Source organism: Staphylococcus sp. GDY8P57P, from assembly GCF_017892585.1.
Taxonomy (GTDB): domain Bacteria; phylum Bacillota; class Bacilli; order Staphylococcales; family Staphylococcaceae; genus Staphylococcus; species Staphylococcus borealis.
Map to the genome: position 1 here is coordinate 146,076 of NZ_JAESLK010000003.1, position 21,257 is coordinate 167,332.

Annotated in this window: 18 protein-coding genes; 3 read left to right on the forward strand and 15 right to left on the reverse strand. The window is 33.0% G+C overall.

Features of this window, described 5'->3' with window-relative positions:
- The first annotated feature begins 161 nt into the window (after nt 1-161).
- A complete protein-coding gene (locus KA878_RS01430; RefSeq protein ID WP_075108647.1) occupies nt 162-794 on the forward strand; it encodes a GNAT family N-acetyltransferase in 633 nt (210 codons plus the stop codon).
- A gap of 35 nt (nt 795-829) precedes the next feature.
- Nucleotides 830-1,987: an acetoin utilization protein AcuC gene (locus KA878_RS01435; RefSeq protein ID WP_193839212.1), complete on the forward strand. Its 1,158-nt coding sequence runs from the start codon at nt 830-832 to the stop codon at nt 1,985-1,987.
- A gap of 380 nt (nt 1,988-2,367) precedes the next feature.
- Here the strand turns inward: KA878_RS01435 and ccpA are convergent, their stop codons facing one another.
- The 10 genes from ccpA to KA878_RS01485 all read right to left on the reverse strand — a co-directional run bounded on the left by ccpA (nt 2,368) and on the right by KA878_RS01485 (nt 15,424).
- Nucleotides 2,368-3,360, reverse strand: coding sequence for a catabolite control protein A (ccpA, locus tag KA878_RS01440; RefSeq protein ID WP_193839211.1), 993 nt, complete (start codon nt 3,358-3,360; stop codon nt 2,368-2,370).
- Between the two features lie 320 nt (nt 3,361-3,680).
- Nucleotides 3,681-4,772, reverse strand: a complete 1,092-nt coding sequence (locus tag KA878_RS01445; RefSeq protein WP_053030484.1) for a bifunctional 3-deoxy-7-phosphoheptulonate synthase/chorismate mutase — start codon at nt 4,770-4,772, stop codon at nt 3,681-3,683.
- A 287-nt stretch (nt 4,773-5,059) separates the two neighbouring features.
- Nucleotides 5,060-6,532 (reverse strand): Maebl, encoded by a 1,473-nt coding sequence (locus tag KA878_RS01450; protein ID WP_193839210.1) that lies wholly within the window; start codon nt 6,530-6,532, stop codon nt 5,060-5,062.
- A gap of 71 nt (nt 6,533-6,603) precedes the next feature.
- Nucleotides 6,604-7,110 (reverse strand): DUF948 domain-containing protein, encoded by a 507-nt coding sequence (locus KA878_RS01455; RefSeq protein WP_053030488.1) that lies wholly within the window; start codon nt 7,108-7,110, stop codon nt 6,604-6,606.
- A gap of 81 nt (nt 7,111-7,191) precedes the next feature.
- The gene (gene murC / locus KA878_RS01460) at nt 7,192-8,505 is read right to left on the reverse strand and encodes a UDP-N-acetylmuramate--L-alanine ligase (protein ID WP_053030489.1); all 1,314 of its coding nucleotides are present in this window, start codon (nt 8,503-8,505) and stop codon (nt 7,192-7,194) included.
- 20 nt (nt 8,506-8,525) lie between these two features.
- Nucleotides 8,526-12,419, reverse strand: coding sequence for a DNA translocase FtsK (locus KA878_RS01465; protein WP_193839209.1), 3,894 nt, complete (start codon nt 12,417-12,419; stop codon nt 8,526-8,528).
- 17 nt (nt 12,420-12,436) lie between these two features.
- Entirely contained in the window at nt 12,437-13,036 is a 600-nt protein-coding gene (gene ytpR / locus KA878_RS01470) for a YtpR family tRNA-binding protein (RefSeq protein ID WP_193839208.1), read from the reverse strand.
- 21 nt (nt 13,037-13,057) lie between these two features.
- Nucleotides 13,058-13,915, reverse strand: coding sequence for a DUF1444 domain-containing protein (locus KA878_RS01475; RefSeq protein WP_193839207.1), 858 nt, complete (start codon nt 13,913-13,915; stop codon nt 13,058-13,060).
- 108 nt (nt 13,916-14,023) lie between these two features.
- Complete coding sequence (locus tag KA878_RS01480) at nt 14,024-14,338, reverse strand: thioredoxin family protein (RefSeq protein ID WP_075108643.1); 315 nt, start codon at nt 14,336-14,338, stop codon at nt 14,024-14,026.
- Nucleotides 14,339-14,350: 12 nt separating this feature from the next.
- Nucleotides 14,351-15,424, reverse strand: coding sequence for a M42 family metallopeptidase (locus KA878_RS01485; RefSeq protein ID WP_193839206.1), 1,074 nt, complete (start codon nt 15,422-15,424; stop codon nt 14,351-14,353).
- 86 nt (nt 15,425-15,510) lie between these two features.
- Here KA878_RS01485 and KA878_RS01490 point away from each other — a divergent pair, with 86 nt between their 5' ends.
- The gene (locus KA878_RS01490; RefSeq protein WP_075108641.1) at nt 15,511-15,828 is read left to right on the forward strand and encodes a hypothetical protein; all 318 of its coding nucleotides are present in this window, start codon (nt 15,511-15,513) and stop codon (nt 15,826-15,828) included.
- A gap of 119 nt (nt 15,829-15,947) precedes the next feature.
- On the opposite strand, the gene KA878_RS01495 is transcribed toward KA878_RS01490, so the two are convergent.
- The 5 genes from KA878_RS01495 to KA878_RS01515 form a co-directional block, all read right to left on the reverse strand.
- The gene (locus KA878_RS01495) at nt 15,948-16,769 is read right to left on the reverse strand and encodes a YtnP family quorum-quenching lactonase (protein ID WP_193839205.1); all 822 of its coding nucleotides are present in this window, start codon (nt 16,767-16,769) and stop codon (nt 15,948-15,950) included.
- A gap of 234 nt (nt 16,770-17,003) precedes the next feature.
- Nucleotides 17,004-17,654 carry a tRNA (guanosine(46)-N7)-methyltransferase TrmB gene (gene trmB / locus KA878_RS01500; RefSeq protein WP_053030505.1) on the reverse strand — a complete coding sequence of 217 codons (651 nt, stop codon included), beginning with the start codon at nt 17,652-17,654 and terminating at the stop codon, nt 17,004-17,006.
- Between the two features lie 14 nt (nt 17,655-17,668).
- Complete coding sequence (locus KA878_RS01505; RefSeq protein WP_053030507.1) at nt 17,669-18,460, reverse strand: phosphotransferase family protein; 792 nt, start codon at nt 18,458-18,460, stop codon at nt 17,669-17,671.
- A 458-nt stretch (nt 18,461-18,918) separates the two neighbouring features.
- Complete coding sequence (gene dat, locus KA878_RS01510) at nt 18,919-19,767, reverse strand: D-amino-acid transaminase (protein WP_193839204.1); 849 nt, start codon at nt 19,765-19,767, stop codon at nt 18,919-18,921.
- Between the two features lie 3 nt (nt 19,768-19,770).
- Nucleotides 19,771-21,180: a Cys-Gly-3M3SH dipeptidase gene (locus KA878_RS01515; RefSeq protein WP_053030510.1), complete on the reverse strand. Its 1,410-nt coding sequence runs from the start codon at nt 21,178-21,180 to the stop codon at nt 19,771-19,773.
- Nucleotides 21,181-21,257: the final 77 nt, after the last annotated feature.

Consider the following 21,257-nt stretch of genomic DNA (forward strand, 5'->3'; position numbering starts at 1 on the left):
AAACTCCCCCTTGTTTAATGAAATCGCTTTCTTTAAAAAGTATTATACATTAATTTTTGTTTTATTCAAAATTTTTAGATAATTATTACAATTTAATTTGTTTATTTCTCTAAATAAATATAAAATAACTATAATAGTAGTTCGTATTGGGAGTGAGATTAATGAAACATATCAAAACGCATGTAACCAAGCACCTTACAATAAAAGATAAGCATTTCACAATTGAAGGGCCTGTTTCATATCAATATTTGAAAACGCTTTCTTTCGACGAATCATTAAATGCCTTTAGACCTTCAAATGACCAGTTTGAAGCTTTACTTGAAATAACTCAATTGCCAGAGGGACGCATTTATATAGCTCGAGAAGATAAGCATATTATCGGTTATGTCACCTATCACTATCCTGACGACTTTGAAAGATGGGCTGAAGGTCAATTGCCTTATTTATTAGAGTTAGGTGCAATAGAAGTACAACGTAATTATAGACAATTTCATCTTGGTGGCGAACTTATTGCGTTAAGTCTCACTCAAGATGAATTTGAAGATTACATTGTTTTAACTACTGAGTACTACTGGCATTGGGATTTAAAAAATGCAAAACTTGATGTTTTTGAATATAAGAAAATGATGCAAAAGTTAATGTCTAAAGGTGGCTTAGAAGTATTTGCTACAGATGATCCAGAAATCACAAGTCATCCAGCTAATTGTCTAATGGCAAGAATTGGGAAAAGGATATCATTAGACCAACAACAATCTTTTGATGATTTACGTTACAAAAATCGATTTTTATTTTAGCCATTTCTGCTATAACTTTAAGGGGTATGATATTTATGCAAAAAAATTTAAAAACGGGATATGTATACTCAGATGAACTATTGAAATATCGTTTCAATGATAATCATCCTTTTAATCAAATGCGATTAAAATTAACGACAGAATTACTCCAAATGATGAACTTATTAAATGATGAGCAAATTATCCAACCTAGAATAGCAAATGAAGACGAACTTGCTTTAATTCATAAATATGATTATATCCAAGCAATTAAACACGCTTCACATGGTATTTTAAGCACATCTGAAGCTCAAAAATATGGTTTAAATACTGATGATACATTTCAATTTCGGCATATGCATAGACATAGTGCGCGCATTGTAGGTGGTGCGCTAAATTTAGCAGATGAAATAATGAATGGAAATTTACAAAATGGATGTCACTTAGGCGGTGGCTTGCACCATAGTCTTCCTGGACGCGCGAATGGATTTTGTATTTATAATGACGTGGCTATAACTGCGAAATACCTTGCTTCAAAATATCAACAACGGGTGATGGTAATTGATACCGATGCACATCATGGTGACGGTACACAATGGAGTCTTTATACAGATAACACGATAATGTGTTATTCCATTCATGAGACAGGTAAATTTTTATTTCCAGGATCAGGGCATTACACGGAGCGTGGTGAGGATTTAGGATATGGATATACAGTAAATTTGCCATTAGAGCCTTATACAGAAAATGATAACTATTTAAAGGTATTTGAAGAATCCGTAACAAGTGTGATTCAAGCATATAAACCTGACATCCTACTTAGTGTGCATGGCGTTGATATTCATTATTTAGATCCATTAACACATATGAGTTGTTCACTAGAAACTTTATATGAAATACCATATATCATTAATAAACTAGCTCAACTATATACTAAAGGAAAAGTACTCATGTTTGGTGGTGGCGGTTATAATATTTGGCAAGTGGTACCTCGAGCGTGGAGTCATATATTTTTAGCTTTAATGAATGAACCTATCCAAGAAGGCCCTTTGCCCGAACAGTGGATAACAAAATGGCGAAACTATTCACCTGTTAAATTACCCAAGCACTGGACAGAAGATTATCGTGACTATGTAACGATCCCAAGAACACAAGCAATCTCTGAAAAAAATAATGAACGTGCGAATAGAATTATTCATTGGTATACAAATTAAAAAAAGGAGTAGGGAGTGGGACAGAATTCTTTTAAATTCGTCGTCCACTCCCAGCTTGCTTTGTTTGTAGAATTTCTTGATGAAATTCTCTTTGCTGGGGCCCCGACTCCCAACTTGCTTTGCTTGTAGAATTTCTTAGTGAAATTCTCTTTGTTGGGGCCCCGCCCGCAAGGATGACTAGAACTGAGAAAAGCTTGATTTAAGCGCCTTCTCAGTTCAGTCAGCTACTGCGAATTTGCAAAATAGCTCTATTATATTATTTATGTCCCAGCCTCTACTCCCTATCTATTAACGCGTAAATTTTCTCATTGAAACACTTGCAGTTAGGACTTCTCCCACAAAGATGAAGTGTGTCTTATTCTTATTTCAAATGCTTAACATCAATCTTTCGTAGTTCCTCTGTACTCAATGCGGTGTGGCAATATTACATTTGGTTCTTCAATTTCTTCTTCATTCATATATTTAGTTAATAAACGCATGCCAACAGCGCCGATATCATATAGTGGTTGAATCACACTCGATAATTTTGGTCTCACCATTTCTACTAATCGAGTATTATTAAAGCTGACAATTTGTAAGTCTTCTGGAACGCGTATGCCTGCATCTAGTGCACTATGCATGATACCAATCGCTTGTTCATCACTAATTGATAATATAGCATCAGGTAGATGATCTTTTAAATCTTCAAATACCTTAATACCATCTTTATAACTTTCAGAACCTGAGAATTGTACAGTATCATTTAATTTTAGTTGATGACGATCTAACACTTCTTTAAGACCAATTAGCACATCTTCTTGTGCTTTTTTAGAATAATCACCACTTACTAATGCAAACTCTTTAGCACCTGATTGGATGAGTTGTTCGGTAATCTCCATTGCTGCCGTTTTAAAATCAATATTAACAGAAGCGATGTTATCATCTTTTCCGTTTGTACCTGATACTACAACTGGAACAGATGATTGATTTATTAAATCTTTGATCTCATTCGAAATTGTGCCACCTAAGAAGATAATACCATCTACTTGCTTACTTAATAAGTTATTAAATATTTCTTTTTCTTTCTCAGAATCATTATCTGAGTTCGAAATAATAGAATGATATTTATACATTGTCGCTATATCCTCAATACCACGAGCTAATTGAGAATAATAGATGTTAGAAATATCAGGGATAATAACGCCTACTGTTGTTGTTCGTTTACTAGCTAGTCCTCTTGCAACAGCGTTTGGTCGATAATTTAATCTTTTAATTACTTCATTAACTTTTTTTCTTGTTTCAGGTTTAACGTTTTGATTACCATTCACTACTCGTGAAACGGTTGCCATAGATACTCGGGCCTCTCTAGCAACATCATATATAGTTACTGTCATAATTTCCTCCTTGTAAGCGTTTTAATTGTTATTATAACGTGTTTTCATTTCATTTTCAAAGTTTACCACAAAATCGCTTTCATTCAAACCTATTGCTAATATTTTCACATTTATGTCATATTTTATATTATTTTTATCATAAAAGCGTAATTTAACATAATATATATTTGAAATGAAATTCATTCAATGGTCGTAGATTTTATCAATAATTGCAATTTAAAAAGCTATTCATGATTACTAGAAAAAGGTATTATAAAACATACTCTTAATTCAGTAAAATGAATAGCTCATTTCATTTATATATTTAGACGATTAATTTATTATTTTAATTTTTTTGAATTATACAATTCTGCTAATGGTTTTAATTCATTGTAAAATTGATTAAATTCATTTAAATCCATTTGCTGGCCACTATCACTTAATGCGACAGATGGGTCTGGATGCACTTCTGCCATTACGCCATCAGCACCAACAGCTAACGCAGCTTTAGCAGTTGGTAACATAATGTCCTTACGTCCTGTGCTATGCGTTACATCTACCATTACAGGTAAGTGTGTGCCTTGTTTCAAAATAGGCACTGCAGAAATATCTAACGTATTTCTTGTTGCTTTTTCGTAAGTACGGATACCACGCTCACAAAGAATAATATTTTTATTGCCTTGAGAAGCAATATACTCAGCAGCGAAAGTAAATTCTTCAATTGTAGCCGATAAGCCTCGTTTTAAGAGGATAGGTTTGTTCGTTCTTCCAGCTTCTTTTAATAATTCAAAGTTTTGCATGTTTCGAGCACCAATTTGGAACACATCTAAGTATTCGTCGGCAATTTCGAAATCAGCAGGATTTACAATTTCACTGACAACATTAAGACCAAATTTATCTTTTACATTTTTTAAAATTTTAAGCCCTTCAACACCTAGTCCTTGGAAATCATATGGTGATGTACGAGGTTTGAATGCGCCACCGCGAATGAATTTTTCTCCTTTTGCTTGTAAATCTTTTGCGACCGCATCAACTTGTTCTTGTGATTCAACAGAGCAAGGTCCAAATACAAATGATTTATTGCCATCACCAATAACGCCACCATTGTCAAACTGAACAATCGTATCTTCTGGTTTTAATTTACGAGACACATATAAATGTTTTTCATTTTCAGATTTTTGTAAATCAGTAGAAGCTTTAAAAATTTCTTTAAATAATTGCTTTATTACATTATCATTAAAAGGTCCTTGATTACGATCCATTAACTCATTAATCATTTCTTTTTCGCGTTGTGGATCATAAACCTTTGTACCCTGTTTAATTTTCTCTTCACCTATTTTTTGTGCTAATTCTCCACGCTTAGATAATAAATCTAAAATTTGATTATTAATCGAAACAATCTCTTCTCTGTATTGCTCTAATTTAGTTGACATTACTACTCACCTCAATAAAAGTTACTTGTATAATTATATCACTTTAAAGCGATAAAATAATATTAGTTAGATAATATTCTAACAATTAAAAAATAATAGTTCAACCGTTCTAGTTCATAAATTATCTAAAATTTATGAATTGTCTAATTATTATATCAAATTTGATATTCACTTTTTTATAAAAATAAGAAAAAGGAGCGAATCAAAAATCTAATTTAATTAACAGATTTCTGAATCCACTCCATTTAGTGATTAAAACCTCACTTTAAATAAAAGCATTAGCTTTATTAATCATTAAAGGTACGTTTATCGATTTTACTTTTTGCTTTTTCAGTTCTTTGTTGTTGCTTAGGTGTTTTATTTTTAGCTTTTGTTGCCTTTTGCTTTTTCTTAGTATTGCCTTTTGCTTTTTCATTAGCTGATTTAGTATCGTGTGTAATGACACCATTTTCAAATTTAGCAGATGCATGTGCTTGATTATTTTTAACTTGATCTTCAGCTTTATTAATTTCTTTTTTTGTAACTAAATTAGGGACCTTTTTATCGCCTGATGATTTAGCAATTGCCGGTTCTTCTAATAACGTTTTTGTTTTACGCGCAACATTTGCATCATTATCTATTTTATTTTTCTTTGTACGTGCTGCAGATGCTATATTTTTTGCATTCACATGTTGATGATTGCTCGTTTCACCACTAGTTGAAGGATCAGATAAATTATGTTTAGATGATTCAACTTTAACTGCATTTTGTTGCGCTGCTAATTCAGTTGCACTAACCTCTTTAGATTGTTGTTCTTTTTCAGTCTCTTTCTTAGCTTCTTGAATTTCTTGTGCTTGTGGTGATTGATCCGCTAAGTTATCTGATGTTTCTGCTTTAATCGCATTTTGTTGCGCGACAATTTCTTCTGCACTATTGCCTTCATTGTTTCTTAAATGTTCATTATCATCAGCTTTAGCTTCTTGAATTTCTTGCGCTTGTGGTGATTGATCCGCTAAATTATCTGACGTTTCCGCTTTGATCGCATTTTGTTGCGCTGCTAATTCTGTTGCAGTAATATCTTTTGTATCTTGCTCTTTAAGTGCTTCAGCCTTAGCTTCTTGGATTTCTTGCGCTTGTGGTGATTGATCCGCTAAATTATCTGACGTTTCCTTTTTGATTGCATTTTGTTGTGCAACAAGTGCTTCTTTACTAACTTCTGAATGGTCTTTATTTCTAAAGTCTTCAATTTTTTGTTTTACATTTTCAATATTATTCTCAGTTTGTTGCTTAATATTTTGATAACGATGTCTTAATTCTTGTTCTTTATTTTTTGCGCTATCAATTTTTTCTTCGGCTTTATTTTTATAAAAGAGTCCAACCGCTGAACCAATTAAAGCACCTGTAATAAAACTAATCACAAAGTCTTTACGTGATGGATGAGAACTGTATTTGTTGTGACTATATTGAGAACTAGTAACATCCTCTCCATTAGTCTTTTGATTTGCACCTTGACCATGTAAGTCTTTACCAGAATTATTTGTGACAAATGCATCTCTATTATAATGCTCTGTATTTAAACCTTGTCTAGACTTACCATCTTTTTGATTTGGGCCATTATCATGTAAATCATGGCCATGATTATTTTTTTCAAAGTCATCTCTATTGTAATGTTTAGTCGCATTTGATTGTGCTGCACTATCTTGTTGATTTGCACCTTGTCCGTGTAAATCATTTCCAGAATTTGTCGTTTCAAATGCGTCACGATTATATTTCTTACTCATATTAGCTCCTCCTATAAGAAAAGCACTTAAATAAGTAAAAACCTCATTTAAGTGCATTTGATTGAATCATATTAAAAGTTTTTCTCAACGTTAGTAGTGTAATTTTCGTTTGCATGATTTGCATCATTACCTACAGATGTGTTTCTGTAGTTTGCACTTCCTCTACGGTAGTGTCTATTTTGCCATTTGTCAGCAATTTCCATTGCAACATTAGACCATTGAACTACTTGAGAAATTTTATCTTCATTTTGAGAAATATTATGTGTAATTGAGTTAGTTACACGATCAACTGAACCATTTAAATTTTGTACTGAATCGCCGATACCTTTAACACCATCGACAACAGAATTTAAGCGTTCAACTTTGCCTTGAATATCTTCAGTTAAGCGGTTAGCTTTGTGAAGTAAATCAGTTGTTTCACGTGTAATACCTTGAACTTGTCCTTCAACACCATCAAGTGTTTTAGCAACGTGATCTAAATTCTTTTTAACTGAAATTAAAACGACAACGATTCCAATACATAATACTAAGAATGCAATCGCGGCGATAATTCCAGCAATTGGTAAAATCCAATCCATTAAAAACGCCTCCTAAATACCATTTACTTTTAAATAAAAGCTATTAATTATTAATACCCAACATAATTATATATAAACATATTAAAATTCATTTGTCATGCCGACATGTTCTTCATAAGCACGTTGTAACTTTTGAATGTCACCAGCGCCCATAAATAAGATAACAGCATTATCAAATTGTTCTAATACGTCAATATTATTTTCATCGATTAGCGCAGATCCGTCAATACGATTTATTAAATCTTGAATTGTTAAATCACCTGTATTTTCACGAATTGAACCAAATATTTCACATAAATAAACATGATCCGCTTTGCTTAGTGATGCTGCAAATTCTTCTAAGAAAGCTTGTGTTCTTGAAAATGTGTGAGGTTGGAAAACTGCCACAATATCTTTATTTGGATATTTTTTACGTGCTGTTTCAATTGTAGCACTTATTTCTCTTGGATGGTGAGCGTAATCGTCTACTAATACTTGATTAGCAACATTTGTTTCATTAAAGCGACGTTTTACACCACCAAATGTTTCCAATGCTTCTTTAATATTCTTGACGTCCATCTTTTCAAGGTAACTAATCGCGATAACTGCTAATGCATTTTGGATATTATGATCTCCGTATTGTGGTGATAAAAATTGATCATAATATTCACCATTAACGTAAACATCAAATTGTGTACCTTTATCAGTTATTTGAATATTATCGGCATATATATCATCATTTTTGTTTAAACCATAATAATAAATTGGTACGTCCGCTTCAAGTTGTCTTAAATGTTCGTCATCACCCCAAGCAATAATCGCTTTTTTAACATTATGTGCCATACTTTGGAAAGCACTTGCAACATCTTCAATGTCTTTAAAATAATCAGGGTGGTCGAAATCAATATTAGTCATAATGGCATAGTCTGGATGGTAACTTAAGAAATGACGACGGTACTCACACGCCTCAAATGCAAAATAGTCACTTGCAGGTAATCCCATACCAGTACCATCTCCAATTAAGAATGATGTTTTTTTATCACCATTCATAACATGAGACAGTAAACCAGTTGTTGATGTTTTTCCGTGTGCACCTGTAACTGCAACAGATGTGTATTGATCAATCACATGACCTAAGAAATCATGATAACGTATCACGTCTAATTTTAAATCATGCGCTTTAACAATTTCTTCATGAGTATCTGGAAACGCATTACCTTGAATGACTACCATACCTTCTTTAATGTTATCACTATTAAATGGTAGTATTTTAATTCCTTTATTTTTTAATGCTACTTCTGTGAATACATATTTTTCTATGTCAGATCCTTGCACCTCATGTCCTAAATCATGCATGATTTGTGCTAATGAACTCATTCCTGCGCCTTTAATACCAACAAAATGATAATGCGTCATATACATAAAACTCCTTTAAATTAATCTTTCTTTAAATCTGCTTCAGTAATAAATACATCTCTAGGTTTAGAACCGTTTGCACCAGAAATATAATCTAACTGTTCAAGTTGGTCTACGATTCGTGCAGCACGGTTATAACCAATTTGGAAGTGTCTTTGAATTAATGAAGTGGAAATATGTCCTTCTTTAACCATAAATTCACACACATCATCGAATAATTCGTCTTGAGCTTGTGTTTGGTTCTTTTTAAGTAATTCCTTCTCCTCGAACAAATAGTTCGGTTCTCTTTGTTCTTTAATGAAATCAACTACATCATCAATCTCATCATCTGAAACGAATGTACCTTGGACACGAATTGGTTTATTCATTCCACTACCTAAGTAAAGCATATCGCCATAGCCTAACAAGCGTTCCGCACCACCACTGTCTAAAATGGTTCTTGAGTCAACGCTTGAAGATACCATAAATGCAATACGTGTAGGTATATTGGCTTTAATTAAGCCAGTTATAACATTGACAGATGGTCGTTGTGTTGCAACCAACATATGAATGCCACATGCACGCGCCTTTTGTGCTATTCGAGCAATTGATTGTTCTACCTCTTGCGGTGCCATCATCATTAAATCTGCTAACTCATCAATAACAATAACAATTTTTGGCATTCTTTGCTCATACGGTGCTTTTTTGTTGAAAGCAGTAATGTTTCTTACATGGAATTGCGCAAATAATTTGTAACGTTTTTCCATTTCGTCAACGGCCCATTTTAAACTTTGAGTTGCTGCCTTTACATCAGTAATAACCGGTGAAACTAAATGCGGTAAATCGTTGTATGGTGCAAGTTCAACCATCTTAGGATCAATTAGTAATAACCTTAATTCTTCTGGATGATTTTTGTAAAGTAATGACATTAAGATACTATTGATACAGACTGATTTACCTGATCCAGTTGCACCCGCAATAAGGGCGTGTGGTGTCTTAGCAATATCCATTAACAATGGTTCATTGTTAATTCTATTACCCATAGCTACGGTTAATTTAGACTCAGCATTTTTAAATTTTGGACTTTCTAAAATAGATTTTAAGTTAACTTTCGTAGGATTTAAGTTTGGTACTTCAATACCTACTAAACTTGTTCCAGGAATTGGTGCTTCAATTCGAATATCTTTCGCAGCCAACGCCATTTTAATATCATCCTGTAAAGCTGTAATACGTGAAACTTTGACACCCTTCTCTACTGCCAATTCAAACCGAGTTACACTTGGTCCTTCAGTTACATGTTGCACTTCAGCCGGTACATTAAAATAATAAAAGGCATCATTTAGCTCTTGTTTCTTCTCTTCAATCCATGCCTCATCGATTTCATGTGCCTCATGATCTTCTAATAAATCAAGGCTAGGTAGTTTAATATTTGGACCTTTTCTAATTGTACCTTTAGCATTATGATCTTCTTTTTGATGGTGGTTTGAAGATACAATAGTTTGATCGTCTGCTGAAACGGTTGGATTCACTTCTTGATGATTGTTCATATCATGATTTGAATGTACAGCTTGGTTAGATTGTTCTTCACTGTCTGTATCAGTATTTTGGCTGTTTTCGAGAGGTTTTTCTACTAAGTTATCGTCATCTCTGTTTATGTCATTATTTAAATTTTTATCTTGTTCATCTGAATGATTGATATGATAGTTTGAATGCGTAGACTCTGTTTGAGACTCAGATAATGTATTTTCATTGTCACGAGATTCATTTGTATGATGGTTGATTTCTGATTCACGCTTTTTAGTTTGAATATGTTGTTTTGTCTCAGGCTTTAATTCTGGCACATTCACTTTATGTTTCGATACAGATTCTTTTTTTGCATCCATCATTCTTTTTTTATCAGAAGGTGTCATAACTACATTAAACGGTTTACTTCCTGGCGTGATAGACATTTTTTCAGGTACTTTTTTAGCTTCCTTATGTGTTATTTCTGATTTATCGTCGCCATTGTTAATGTGTTCATCTTCCACACCTTGTACTGATTCATCTGTATCTTTAACTGCAAATGAATCATCCATTTTATTAGAAGGTTCATTATGTGTTTTCGTTGACTGTGATACATTTTGGCCCTCTATATTTGTATTTTGAGAGACTCCATTCGTTTCGTCATCTTCTTTAGTGGCATATTTCACTTCAGACGTTACAGCATTTTTAATTGCATGATTCACATTTTCAGTTGATACTTCTTCATCATCTTCTATGGCAGATGTTTCATCTGATAAAGATTCATTTTCGGACATACTGTCAGTGTGTGACTCCACGTCATCTATTTCTCTAAATTGTGCATCATCAACAGTTCCATTATGGTTGTCGTCATGAATGTTTTCACTTAAACTATCTGAATCATCATTATTAGATTGTAATTTTACCGCTTCTTCATCTGCTATTTCGTGATGGTAATTTGATTCTTTTGTAGATTCGTCAATCGCTTCATTAGAATGACGTTGTGCCTCATCATGATTAACATTTGATAATTGATCATTTGGAACATCTTTAACTTGTACATCATCTTGGTTAACTTCTTGCACACTTGAAACTTGGTTTAAATCAATCTCTTCATAATTATAAGGTGCATTTGTCTCTTCGATATACTCTTGTTGTTCAATATTATGGTCTATGTCACTATCATCTTTCGATTGAGCGTTAGATGTCTCATGATGCGCAACGTCTTCTGCTTGTGCTTGGCTCTTAACATGGTCATTGTTGTTTTTGTACTCATCATTTACATCCTCTGTTACATCACTATGTAAATGGTCAGAGTGGTTTAATGAACTTTCGCCAATATATTGTTCAGCTTGCTTAGCATACATTTCATCAATAGCTCTTTGAATACTATCTTCTTCATCAGTCTGTTGACGTTTGTTTTGCAATGCTTGTTTAAATTTACGTTTTTGTTGAACTTTACGCTCTCTTTCTTTTCTAATCTCCTCTACGATTTGAGAAGCATAAATATTTTCTATATTTACCGTGTTATCACGTTTTGAATAGTTTGGCGTACGTTCATAGTGATTAGAAGTATCAGCATTTCCTTCAACGATTGATTGTTGTTCACTGTTAACTGGTGCATTCTCTTGTGAAGTTGAATGTTCACCATCAAATTTTTGTCTGCTATCTTTTTCATTTTTACTTTCATGCGGAACGTGTTCTACCGTGCTCGAATGATGCTTGGTTTTAGACTCACTTGTATCTGTGTCATCTTTCACTGGTGGTATAACACCGTTTTCAATAGGTCTACGCTTTTTAGTTCCGAAAATAGCTGATGGTACTTCTGAAGTTTTAAAACTTGAACGGTGATATGTAGGTTCAGAACTCAAATGATAATTCGATTTGAATCTTTCTGATTGTAATTTCATCCTAGATTGATTTGAATTAGCGCTTCTGTAATTAGCATTATTCGTTCTAGAATGTGTATTTTGACGTTTGTTAAAACGTTGAGATGTACTAGTATTATGAGTTCTACTTGATGTTTGAGAAGTTCTTGACTTAATAGAAGGCATACCAGAATCATCTTGACTCACATGTTTTCTTCTACGATGTCTTCTTGCGTTTTCAGCACGATCATCATCTGAGTAACTATTCATGTGACCCGTATAGTCATCATATTCATATGAACCGTATTGATTATCTTTCAATGTTGAATGGTTCTCTTTATCATCATTACTTTCGCGATAAGTTGCTTCTTCATACGTTTCATCTCGACCCACATCGATTGGGAATCGAAACTTACCTTTTGGACGATCGTAAATATCATTATTTTCAGGAAGTAATGAATCATCTTTGCTTTGAGTTAGATCGCCATTGCGACGTTTACTTTTGCGTCTAAGCAATTCATCATCAGAATTGTCTTTGTTACTAAATAAATCATCAAACCAACTCATACATTCACTTCCTTCCTTTATTCATCAAAAAATGCTTGACCGACTTTATAGTCATCACTTAAAACCATAATACCTTTTTCTTGAGGTGCATTAGGTAAATTTAGTTCTCTCATTGAGCAAACCATACCGCTTGAAGCAACACCACGTAATTCAGCATCTTTGATAACCATTCCACTTGGCATTACGGCACCAACTTTAGCAACAACCACTTTTTGTCCAGCTTCTACATTTGGCGCACCACAAACGATTTGTAAATGGTCATTACCGACATCTATTTTTAAAATACTTAATTTATCCGCATCTGGATGCTTATCTTTAGTTTCAACATAACCAACTACAAATTTAGGAGATAAATCTGCATTTAGTTGATACGTTAATCCAGATTCATTAATAGCTTTTTGTAATGCATCTACAAGCTCAGAAGTTAATTTAATATGTCCATTACCGTTGATTTGATGATAATTTGAAAACTTAAATAGATTGAAGCCAACAATCGTTCCTTCTTTACTAATTTCAACAACATCTCCGGATTTTTTATATTCAAACGGTCCATTTGTAGGTTCAATTTGTAGAAAAGCTACATCCCCTACGCCTTCTTTATTGTAAAATAAATTCATTTTAAATCTCCTCTATATCAATTATTTCTTATTATTAAATTTTTTACGATTTGCTTCCAATCGTTGTATCACATTGGGGTCTCTTTTTTGTTTGTTATTTTTCCCCAAAATGAAGATAGGTTCGAAGTGACCTTTTTCATAACCAAATGATAATGAAGTAATAGGGACTAATCCTTTAGTAAAGAATTCCATAGTTAAATGTGCCATTACATCATAACCAGTTTTATTTCGAATATCAGCAATAATTAAGACATCTTGATGTGGTACAGCTACTAACATTTCACCTTCACATTGTTGATAGATATCATCTAAAAATTTGGTATTTAAAACACGACTGGCATCATAGCCATCGTTAGAGTTTACAAAATAAAAAATATTTCCTTTAACTTCATCTGTTTTATATTGATTATTAAGTTTACGTATATTGAATAATGACATTTCCTTAACTTGTTGTTCAGTCAATCCAAGTGATTCAAGCATACTTTCGTCAATTAAGCGATAAGATTTACCTAAATCGAGTGCATAATAGATATTTGTTTCTGCTGTATGCTTTTCAATTATAAATGGATGACCATCTTTGTTTTTTTTATCAAAGCTTGTAGCACGAATGACAGGCATAATCTGAATGTCATTCATTTTCTCAATACTTTGATCATCCATTTGAGCGATGGCTTCTTCAACATAATATACAATCTCATCTATAATTTTCTCTTTTTGGACTTCATATTTAGCGACAATAGCGTTTAATTTGATTGTTACGCCTTTATGATTGTCTTGTCTATATATACGTAACGTTTCTTCTTCACGATCAAATTTAAAATCAACATTTAAATGCGCTAAACGTTGTTTCAATTTATCTCTTACTTGAAAAACATTCATGTTAACACTCCTATATTCGCACCTTATCCTATTTTACAATAAATTTGTGGTCAATTACAGAAAAAATCAATTGTACATTTCATTCTTAAAACCTTTTATATGCTTTATTTATTTATCAAACTGACTTAAAAATTCATCGATTTGTTCTATAGATTTGCGTTCTTTTCCAATGTAACTTCCTACTAATTCGTCATCTTTAAATACTAAAAAGCTTGGAATACCCATGATATCATGTTCTATGGCTAAATCTATAAATTGGTCTCTATCTATAGAAACGAAGTTAAAATCTTTATATTTCTCTTCCAATTGAGGTAAATCAGGTTCAATGACACGACAGTCAGGACACCAACCTGCCGTAAATTCAAATACGGTACGCTCTTTCTTAAGTGACTTGAATTGTGATTCAGATTCTAAATTAATCATTCTAATTGCTCCTTATTCTTGAAATTGTAATTTATTAATTTGCTCTTCAGTTAAGTTGAGTATAACTTGTTCTAGTAATTGTCGTGCTGAGAAATAATCTCTAATATCAAATACAGCATTAGTACTGTGAATGTATCTAGCACAAACACCAATTACAGCAGTTGGAATACCAATATTAGCTTTGTGAATTTCACCACCATCTGTGCCACCCGGTGAAATATAATATTGGTAATTTATATTATTTTCATCTGCTAATTTAAGTAGATAGTCTCTAAATTCAGGTTGTAAAATCATTGTACCGTCTTTAATTCGAATTAAAGTCCCTTCACCTAATTCACCTGATAATTGATTTGCACCTTTAATATCATTTGCTGGAGAACAATCCACTACAAGTGCAACATCGGGTTGAATGAGTTCAGCTGCTGCTTTAGCACCACGTAAGCCTACTTCTTCTTGAACATTAGCGCCAACGTATAAATCAACATCCAAATCGACATTCTTCAACAATTCTAATATTTCGATCGCAATGACACAACCATATCGATTATCCCATGCTTTCGCGCTATATCGATGTTCAGTTAATTGCGTTAATTCAGTATTCGGAACAATCGTATCTCCTATTTCTATCCCCATCTGTCTTACTTCGTCATCAGAACTTGCACCGATATCTAGCATCAAATCTTTTATTTCTGGCACCGCTTCGTTGCCTGTTCTAAAATGTTTCGGAATATTAGAGACAATCCCTACTATAATGTCGCCTTTTCTATTTTTTACTTGAAGACGTTGACCTTGCCAAATATCGTTTGCTACACCACCAAGATTGGTAAACTGTAGCATGCCATTCGAAGTAATGTTTGTAATCATGAACCCTATTTCATCCATATGCGCAGCAATCATTACCTTTTTAGCATTAGCTTTTTTAGATTTTTTAACGCCATAGAAACCACCCATACAATTTACGATAAACTCATCAACATATGGTGACATTTCTTTTTTCATATAATTTCGTACATCCTCTTCAAAACCTGGTGCACCATGTAATTCAGTTAATGCCTTAATTCGTTCTAATGTTTTATGCTTATCCATCTTAACTAACACACTCCTTAAATGTATTATATCATTTTGAATATGGTACACTAATGATAAGAACTATTAATAGAGAGGTAGAGATTATGACACGTCAAACTTACAAATACATCTCAATTTCAGTTGCTCTAGTTACAGGTATAGCCACTGTCTTTTTTATTTATTTCCTAAAAGAAAAGAATAAAATGCAAAATCCTGATAAAGTATTGAATGAAGCCAAATCTTACTTTATGAATATCACTGGATCGTTTATTCTTCATGAGCCTTATGTAGATGACAATCTATATCCAAATCGTTTCATTTTTCAAGGCGGTATTACGCAAGTTAAGAATAATCAAAAGATGGAATATATCTTTTATGCAGATGCAAAATCTGGTGAAATTTTAAATATTATTGAATTGTAATAACTGAACAAAAATAGGGAGCTGGACTGAATTACTATAAATTCTTAGTCCGGCTCCCTATTGTAATCGTTCATAAAAAATGGATAACAAAGTTACCAAATCGTTTTATATCACTTTCTTTATCGTTTAATTGATTGCTTAATCGTCTTTCCATCTGACTCATATTGCGTCGCGAAATAAACATTATCATGATAATATAAGAACCAATAATCATGATAAATAAAGTATGGTATTAATCTTTCTTTTTCTCGAATAGACGTCATTGGGTAATCATCATATGCCATAACCCAAAGCGGATTAGTATGTGCATTTGTAGGTAATATATCAGACATGTGAACTGCACGCTCACCTTCACTCTCAATTGTAATAATTGATTGTCCATAACTATGACCACCAACATGCTTCATATGAATCCCTGGATAAATTTCAATTAATTCATCAAAAAGTATCATTTTATCTTCATATGTACCTCTATTGATTCCCCAATAGGTTGCTTTACTACGAATGTTTGGACTTATAAATTCATGCCACTCGTCTTGTTGCACATAGTGAATTGCATTTGGAAAAATGGAATTACCCTCAGTATCCGTTAACCCTGTCGCATGATCAAAATGCATATGTGACATTAATACAATATCGATATCTTCCACAGTCAAATTTAATTTTTCTAAATCAAATTGAATATGACTTTCATATTCGACACCATAATTTTTAAGTTGTTTGTCTGTTAATTTATGATTTCCAATTCCAGCATCGATGATAATGTTCTTATCGCCAGTCTGAATTAAAATTGGATATGTTAAGTTAGGAACTTGATTTCTTTCATTCACATCATACTTTTTCGTCCACAGCGGTTTAGGTACAACGCCAAAGATAGCACCACCATCCATGTTCGTCATACCGCCATTTAAATAAGTGATATTAAATGCACCTAACTTCATATTAAACACCTTCCATCTTTTTATTTATCAAGTATTTCAATATATGAAATAATCTTACATTACAATATCCAATTTAAGAATATATAAACAGAAAAGAGCAGAACAGAATTCTTGGCGAATTCAATGTTCCACTCTTGGAATGACGTTTCAAACTATAACAAGTGATGCTTTAGCGTTCACTCAATCTCACTAACTACCGTGAATTTTTATGACGAACTAAGTCACAACTTTAAATTAATGTTCAATGTCTTTATGAAATTTTGCTTCCATTCGATAAATTCTAGAACCTTTATCGGAAAATTTCTTCTCATATTCTGTCAATATATTGTCTTCATCATCTTCTTCATGAAGATTGAGATTTAATTTAGTAAAGTACATACCATATTGCGACATACTTTCTAAACTAAACGCGAATAAGCCTCTGTTATCCGTTTTAAAATGGATTTCTCCATCTTCTTTAAGGATTTGTTGATATAGCGCTAAAAAAGTATGATATGTTAATCGACGTTTAGCGTGTCTTTTTTTCGGCCATGGGTCAGAGAAATTTAAATAAATACGTGCAACTTCACCATCATTGAAATACTCATTTAATTCTATAGCGTCATTACATATCATTTTTAAATTTGTCAGGCCTTGTTCTTTCACTTTATCAAGTACTTTATACATGACACTTTTCTCGCGTTCCATAGATACAAAATTAATTTCTGGGAATTTAGAGGCTAACGTTGTTATAAACTGCCCCATACCAGAGCCAATTTCTATATAGATGGGTTGTTCTTTATCAAACCACTCTGACATTTTTCCTGCATGTGTGCCATCCATATCTACTAAATCAGGATGTTCTTTTAAATAATCTTCCGCCCATGGTTTATAGCGAACTCTCATACTTGAAATCTCCCTTAGATAAATAAATTACTATTCATAACCTCATTTAAAAATTTTAGCCAATTATTCATATCTTTGAATCTTTTTTGCTCTTCATACCATTGAACCATACCAATTGATTGAATGACTGTGTACCATTTCATACGTTTATTTAAGTCTATGCTTTCTTCTACGCCATACGTCTTAAACCAGTCAGACCAATTTTTTTCGGGAACGTAGTTATAGAGCAGCATTCCAATATCAATAGCAGGATCGGCAATCATTGCACCTTCCCAATCTACTAAGAATAATTCATCTCTATCAGATAATAACCAGTTGTTATGATTAACATCTCCATGTACAACCGTAAAGAAACGAGAATCCATATTGGGGATATGTTCTTCAAGGTATGTTAATGATTTACGAATAATGTGATGTGTTAATACTTCTCTTGATAGTGATGCATTAATCTTTTTCAACATGATATTAGGCGTGATGGGTTCCATTTCCATACGTTTAAGCATATTCAGTAAAGGTTTAGAACCATGAATCTTTTTAAGCAATGCAGCGACACGTGCTTGATACATTTCATCTGGTTCAAGTTCTCTGCCATTTTTCCAGTGTTGGGCTGTGACAACTTCACCTGTTTCAATACGTTTGGTCCATACTAATTTAGGTACAATACCTTCAGCTGACAATGCTGCAATAAATGGATTAGAATTGCGCTTTAAGAATAGCTTTTGACCGTCCTGTTCAGCCATATATGCTTCACCAGAAGCACCTCCTGCTGAATCAAGTGTCCACCCTAATTGATAAAACTGCTCCAACTCGTTCACCTCACTTTCAATTAGAAAATGGCTCGAGAAATATAGTTTTCAAGAGCCATATATTCTAATTTGTTATAATCGTTTGTTGGAAAACACGATTATATATTTCTAAAATAATTATATTTTTATACATAAGTCATTATTATAAATAAAATGTTACTGTCCCCAAACATTTATTTAAATAAATACGTCTCTTTTATCACTCAATGATGATTTTATAATTTTTAGCCTTCTTTTTCAACTGAAAATGAGAAACAAAAAGATACATTTTACTAGTCGATTATGGCTAAATTACGTTTCAATCTTTAGGTTTTATTATAACACATTTTCAGACCTTTAAACTGTGTATTTTTAATTTAATTCATGAAATTTATTTACATTTTAAAATCAAAAAGAACGTACTCAAATTCTATAAATTTAGAATCAGTACGTTCTTTAATAATCAATTATTTATTTAATTAATTACTTCTCGTTTCAATGTATTTATTAAATCCTTCTTGAAGTTTGCGCGTAACAGGTCCTACTTTGCCTTCACCAACTTGCTCACCATCTATCTTAACAACAGGTGTCACTTCGGCAGATGTACTTGAAACAATGACTTCATCAGCATTTTTCAAAAATTCAACAGTAAACGTTTCTTCTTTGAATGGAATATCTTCATCTTCAGATATCCATTTAATTACTTTACGCGTAATACCATTTAAAATGTAATTATTAACGGGATGCGTATAGATTGCACCATCTTTAATTGCATACACATTACTTGAAGCGCCTTCTGTAACGATATCGCCTCTATGTTGAATTGCTTCACTTGCGTTGTATTTAACTGCATATTCTTTTGCAAGTACATTTCCTAAAAGGTTTAAACTTTTAATGTCGCAACGCAACCATCTAATATCTTCTACAGTTGCTGCATTGATTCCGTTTTCTAAATCTTCAAAAGGTCGATCGTAACTTTTAGCAAATGCCATAATGACAGGCTTTACGTCAGGTGTTGGGAAAGAATGATTTCTTGGTGCGACACCACGTGTAGCTTGGATGTAAATGCCACCATTTTTTATTTGATTTACCTTTAATAATTCTCTAACGACATCAATTAATTCTTCGACTGTATATCCTAAATCTAATTGTATTTCCGCAGCACTTCTTATAAAACGCTCGAAATGCTCTGTAACTGTAAATAATTTCCCGTCATATGCTCGAATGTATTCATAAATACCATCACCAAATACATAACCACGATCTTCATAAGAGACTTTTGCTTGATTTTGATCGTAAAATTCACCGTTAATAAATACTTTTGTCATAGTTTATCCCTCCACACATAGTGAGTAAATTGCTTCTAAATAGATACTTGTTGCATTGAATAATTGTTTTTTAGTAATATATTCATTCTTTTGATGCATTAAATCCTCTGAATCTTCAAACATGGCTCCGAATGCCACACCTTTATCAAGGTTTCTAGCATATGTACCTCCACCTATTGTATAGGGTTCAGACATATCGCCAGTTTGATTTCTATAAGCTGTTACTAATTTTTGTACAAAAGGATCATTTTTGTCTACAAAATGAGGTTGCTGAACTTTGCCTAATTCAAGATCAAATCCATATTCTTTAATTTCTTTAGTAAATCGCTGTATAGCTTCTTCAAATTCAAAATTTTGTGGATAACGTAAATTAATGCCAAATCGGCCAGCATGTTTATGATCATAAGAAATAATACCAACATTTGTAGTTACATCGCCCATAACATCTGTATGGAATTTCATTCCCATCTTCTCACCAAAATGTGATTCGTGAAGGTAACGATTACTAAAGTCTACAAATTCTCTTGCTGTTTGATTTAGATTTAATGTTGATAAGAAATCTAATAAGTATAGGCCAGCATTAACACCTAATGATGGATCCATACCATGAACGGCTTTACCTTCAACCGTTAGGACTAACTCTCCACTATCAACGACACTCTCACCTTGTAATTTATGCTCATCTAAATAATGTTCAAAATGCTGAACAACGTCGGTCATGTTTTCTTTGACAAATACGCGTGCTTGAGCATGATCAGGTACCATATTGTAACGTTGACCAGATTCAAACGAAATCAATTCATAATCTGGTTCATCTTGATCTTCAGACGTACTATTTTGAACTAAATCGAAAGTTGTGATTCCTTTTTCTCCATGAATAGCTGGAAATTCTGCATCAGGTGCAAATCCTAATGCCGGCATTTCTTCCGTTTGGAAATATCTTTCAGTACATTTCCAATCAGACTCTTCATCTGTACCAATAATGATATGAATACGTTTCTTCCAATCAACTTTCATTTCATTTAAAATTTTAACTGCGTAATAGGCTGCTATTGTCGGTCCTTTGTCGTCTAGTGTACCTCTAGCAATAATTGCATCATCAGTTACCACAGGATTAAATGGATCTGAGTCCCATCCATCTCCTGCAGGCACGACATCGACATGACATAAAATACCTAAAACATCGTCACCTTTACCTGCTTCAATTCTGCCTGCAATATGATCTACATCATGGGTAGAAAAACCATCTCTTTGTGCTATTTCGTACATATAATCAAGCGCTTGACGAGGCCCCGGACCAACTGGAGTTTCATCAGATGCTTTTGAATCATCTCTGACACTCTCAATCGAAAGCAAACCTTTCAAATCATCGATTATTTGACCTTCATATTCTTGAACTTTCTCTTTCCACATTCGAGATCAACTTCCTTTTCAATAAATATACAGTTTATTTTACATAACTATAACGAAAAATTACAGTAAGATGTCAG

Bases quoted from the DNA above. Each gene is read 5' to 3' on its own strand.
- KA878_RS01430 (WP_075108647.1), top strand. From the start codon at position 162: ATGAAACATATCAAAACGCATGTAACCAAGCACCTTACAATAAAAGAT.
- KA878_RS01435 (WP_193839212.1), top strand. From the start codon at position 830: ATGCAAAAAAATTTAAAAACGGGATATGTATACTCAGATGAACTATTG.
- ccpA (WP_193839211.1), bottom strand. From the start codon at position 3,360: ATGACAGTAACTATATATGATGTTGCTAGAGAGGCCCGAGTATCTATG.
- KA878_RS01445 (WP_053030484.1), bottom strand. From the start codon at position 4,772: ATGTCAACTAAATTAGAGCAATACAGAGAAGAGATTGTTTCGATTAAT.
- KA878_RS01450 (WP_193839210.1), bottom strand. From the start codon at position 6,532: ATGAGTAAGAAATATAATCGTGACGCATTTGAAACGACAAATTCTGGA.
- KA878_RS01455 (WP_053030488.1), bottom strand. From the start codon at position 7,110: ATGGATTGGATTTTACCAATTGCTGGAATTATCGCCGCGATTGCATTC.
- murC (WP_053030489.1), bottom strand. From the start codon at position 8,505: ATGACGCATTATCATTTTGTTGGTATTAAAGGCGCAGGAATGAGTTCA.
- KA878_RS01465 (WP_193839209.1), bottom strand. From the start codon at position 12,419: ATGAGTTGGTTTGATGATTTATTTAGTAACAAAGACAATTCTGATGAT.
- ytpR (WP_193839208.1), bottom strand. From the start codon at position 13,036: ATGAATTTATTTTACAATAAAGAAGGCGTAGGGGATGTAGCTTTTCTA.
- KA878_RS01475 (WP_193839207.1), bottom strand. From the start codon at position 13,915: ATGAATGTTTTTCAAGTAAGAGATAAATTGAAACAACGTTTAGCGCAT.
- KA878_RS01480 (WP_075108643.1), bottom strand. From the start codon at position 14,338: ATGATTAATTTAGAATCTGAATCACAATTCAAGTCACTTAAGAAAGAG.
- KA878_RS01485 (WP_193839206.1), bottom strand. From the start codon at position 15,424: ATGGATAAGCATAAAACATTAGAACGAATTAAGGCATTAACTGAATTA.
- KA878_RS01490 (WP_075108641.1), top strand. From the start codon at position 15,511: ATGACACGTCAAACTTACAAATACATCTCAATTTCAGTTGCTCTAGTT.
- KA878_RS01495 (WP_193839205.1), bottom strand. From the start codon at position 16,769: ATGAAGTTAGGTGCATTTAATATCACTTATTTAAATGGCGGTATGACG.
- trmB (WP_053030505.1), bottom strand. From the start codon at position 17,654: ATGAGAGTTCGCTATAAACCATGGGCGGAAGATTATTTAAAAGAACAT.
- dat (WP_193839204.1), bottom strand. From the start codon at position 19,767: ATGACAAAAGTATTTATTAACGGTGAATTTTACGATCAAAATCAAGCA.
- KA878_RS01515 (WP_053030510.1), bottom strand. From the start codon at position 21,180: ATGTGGAAAGAGAAAGTTCAAGAATATGAAGGTCAAATAATCGATGAT.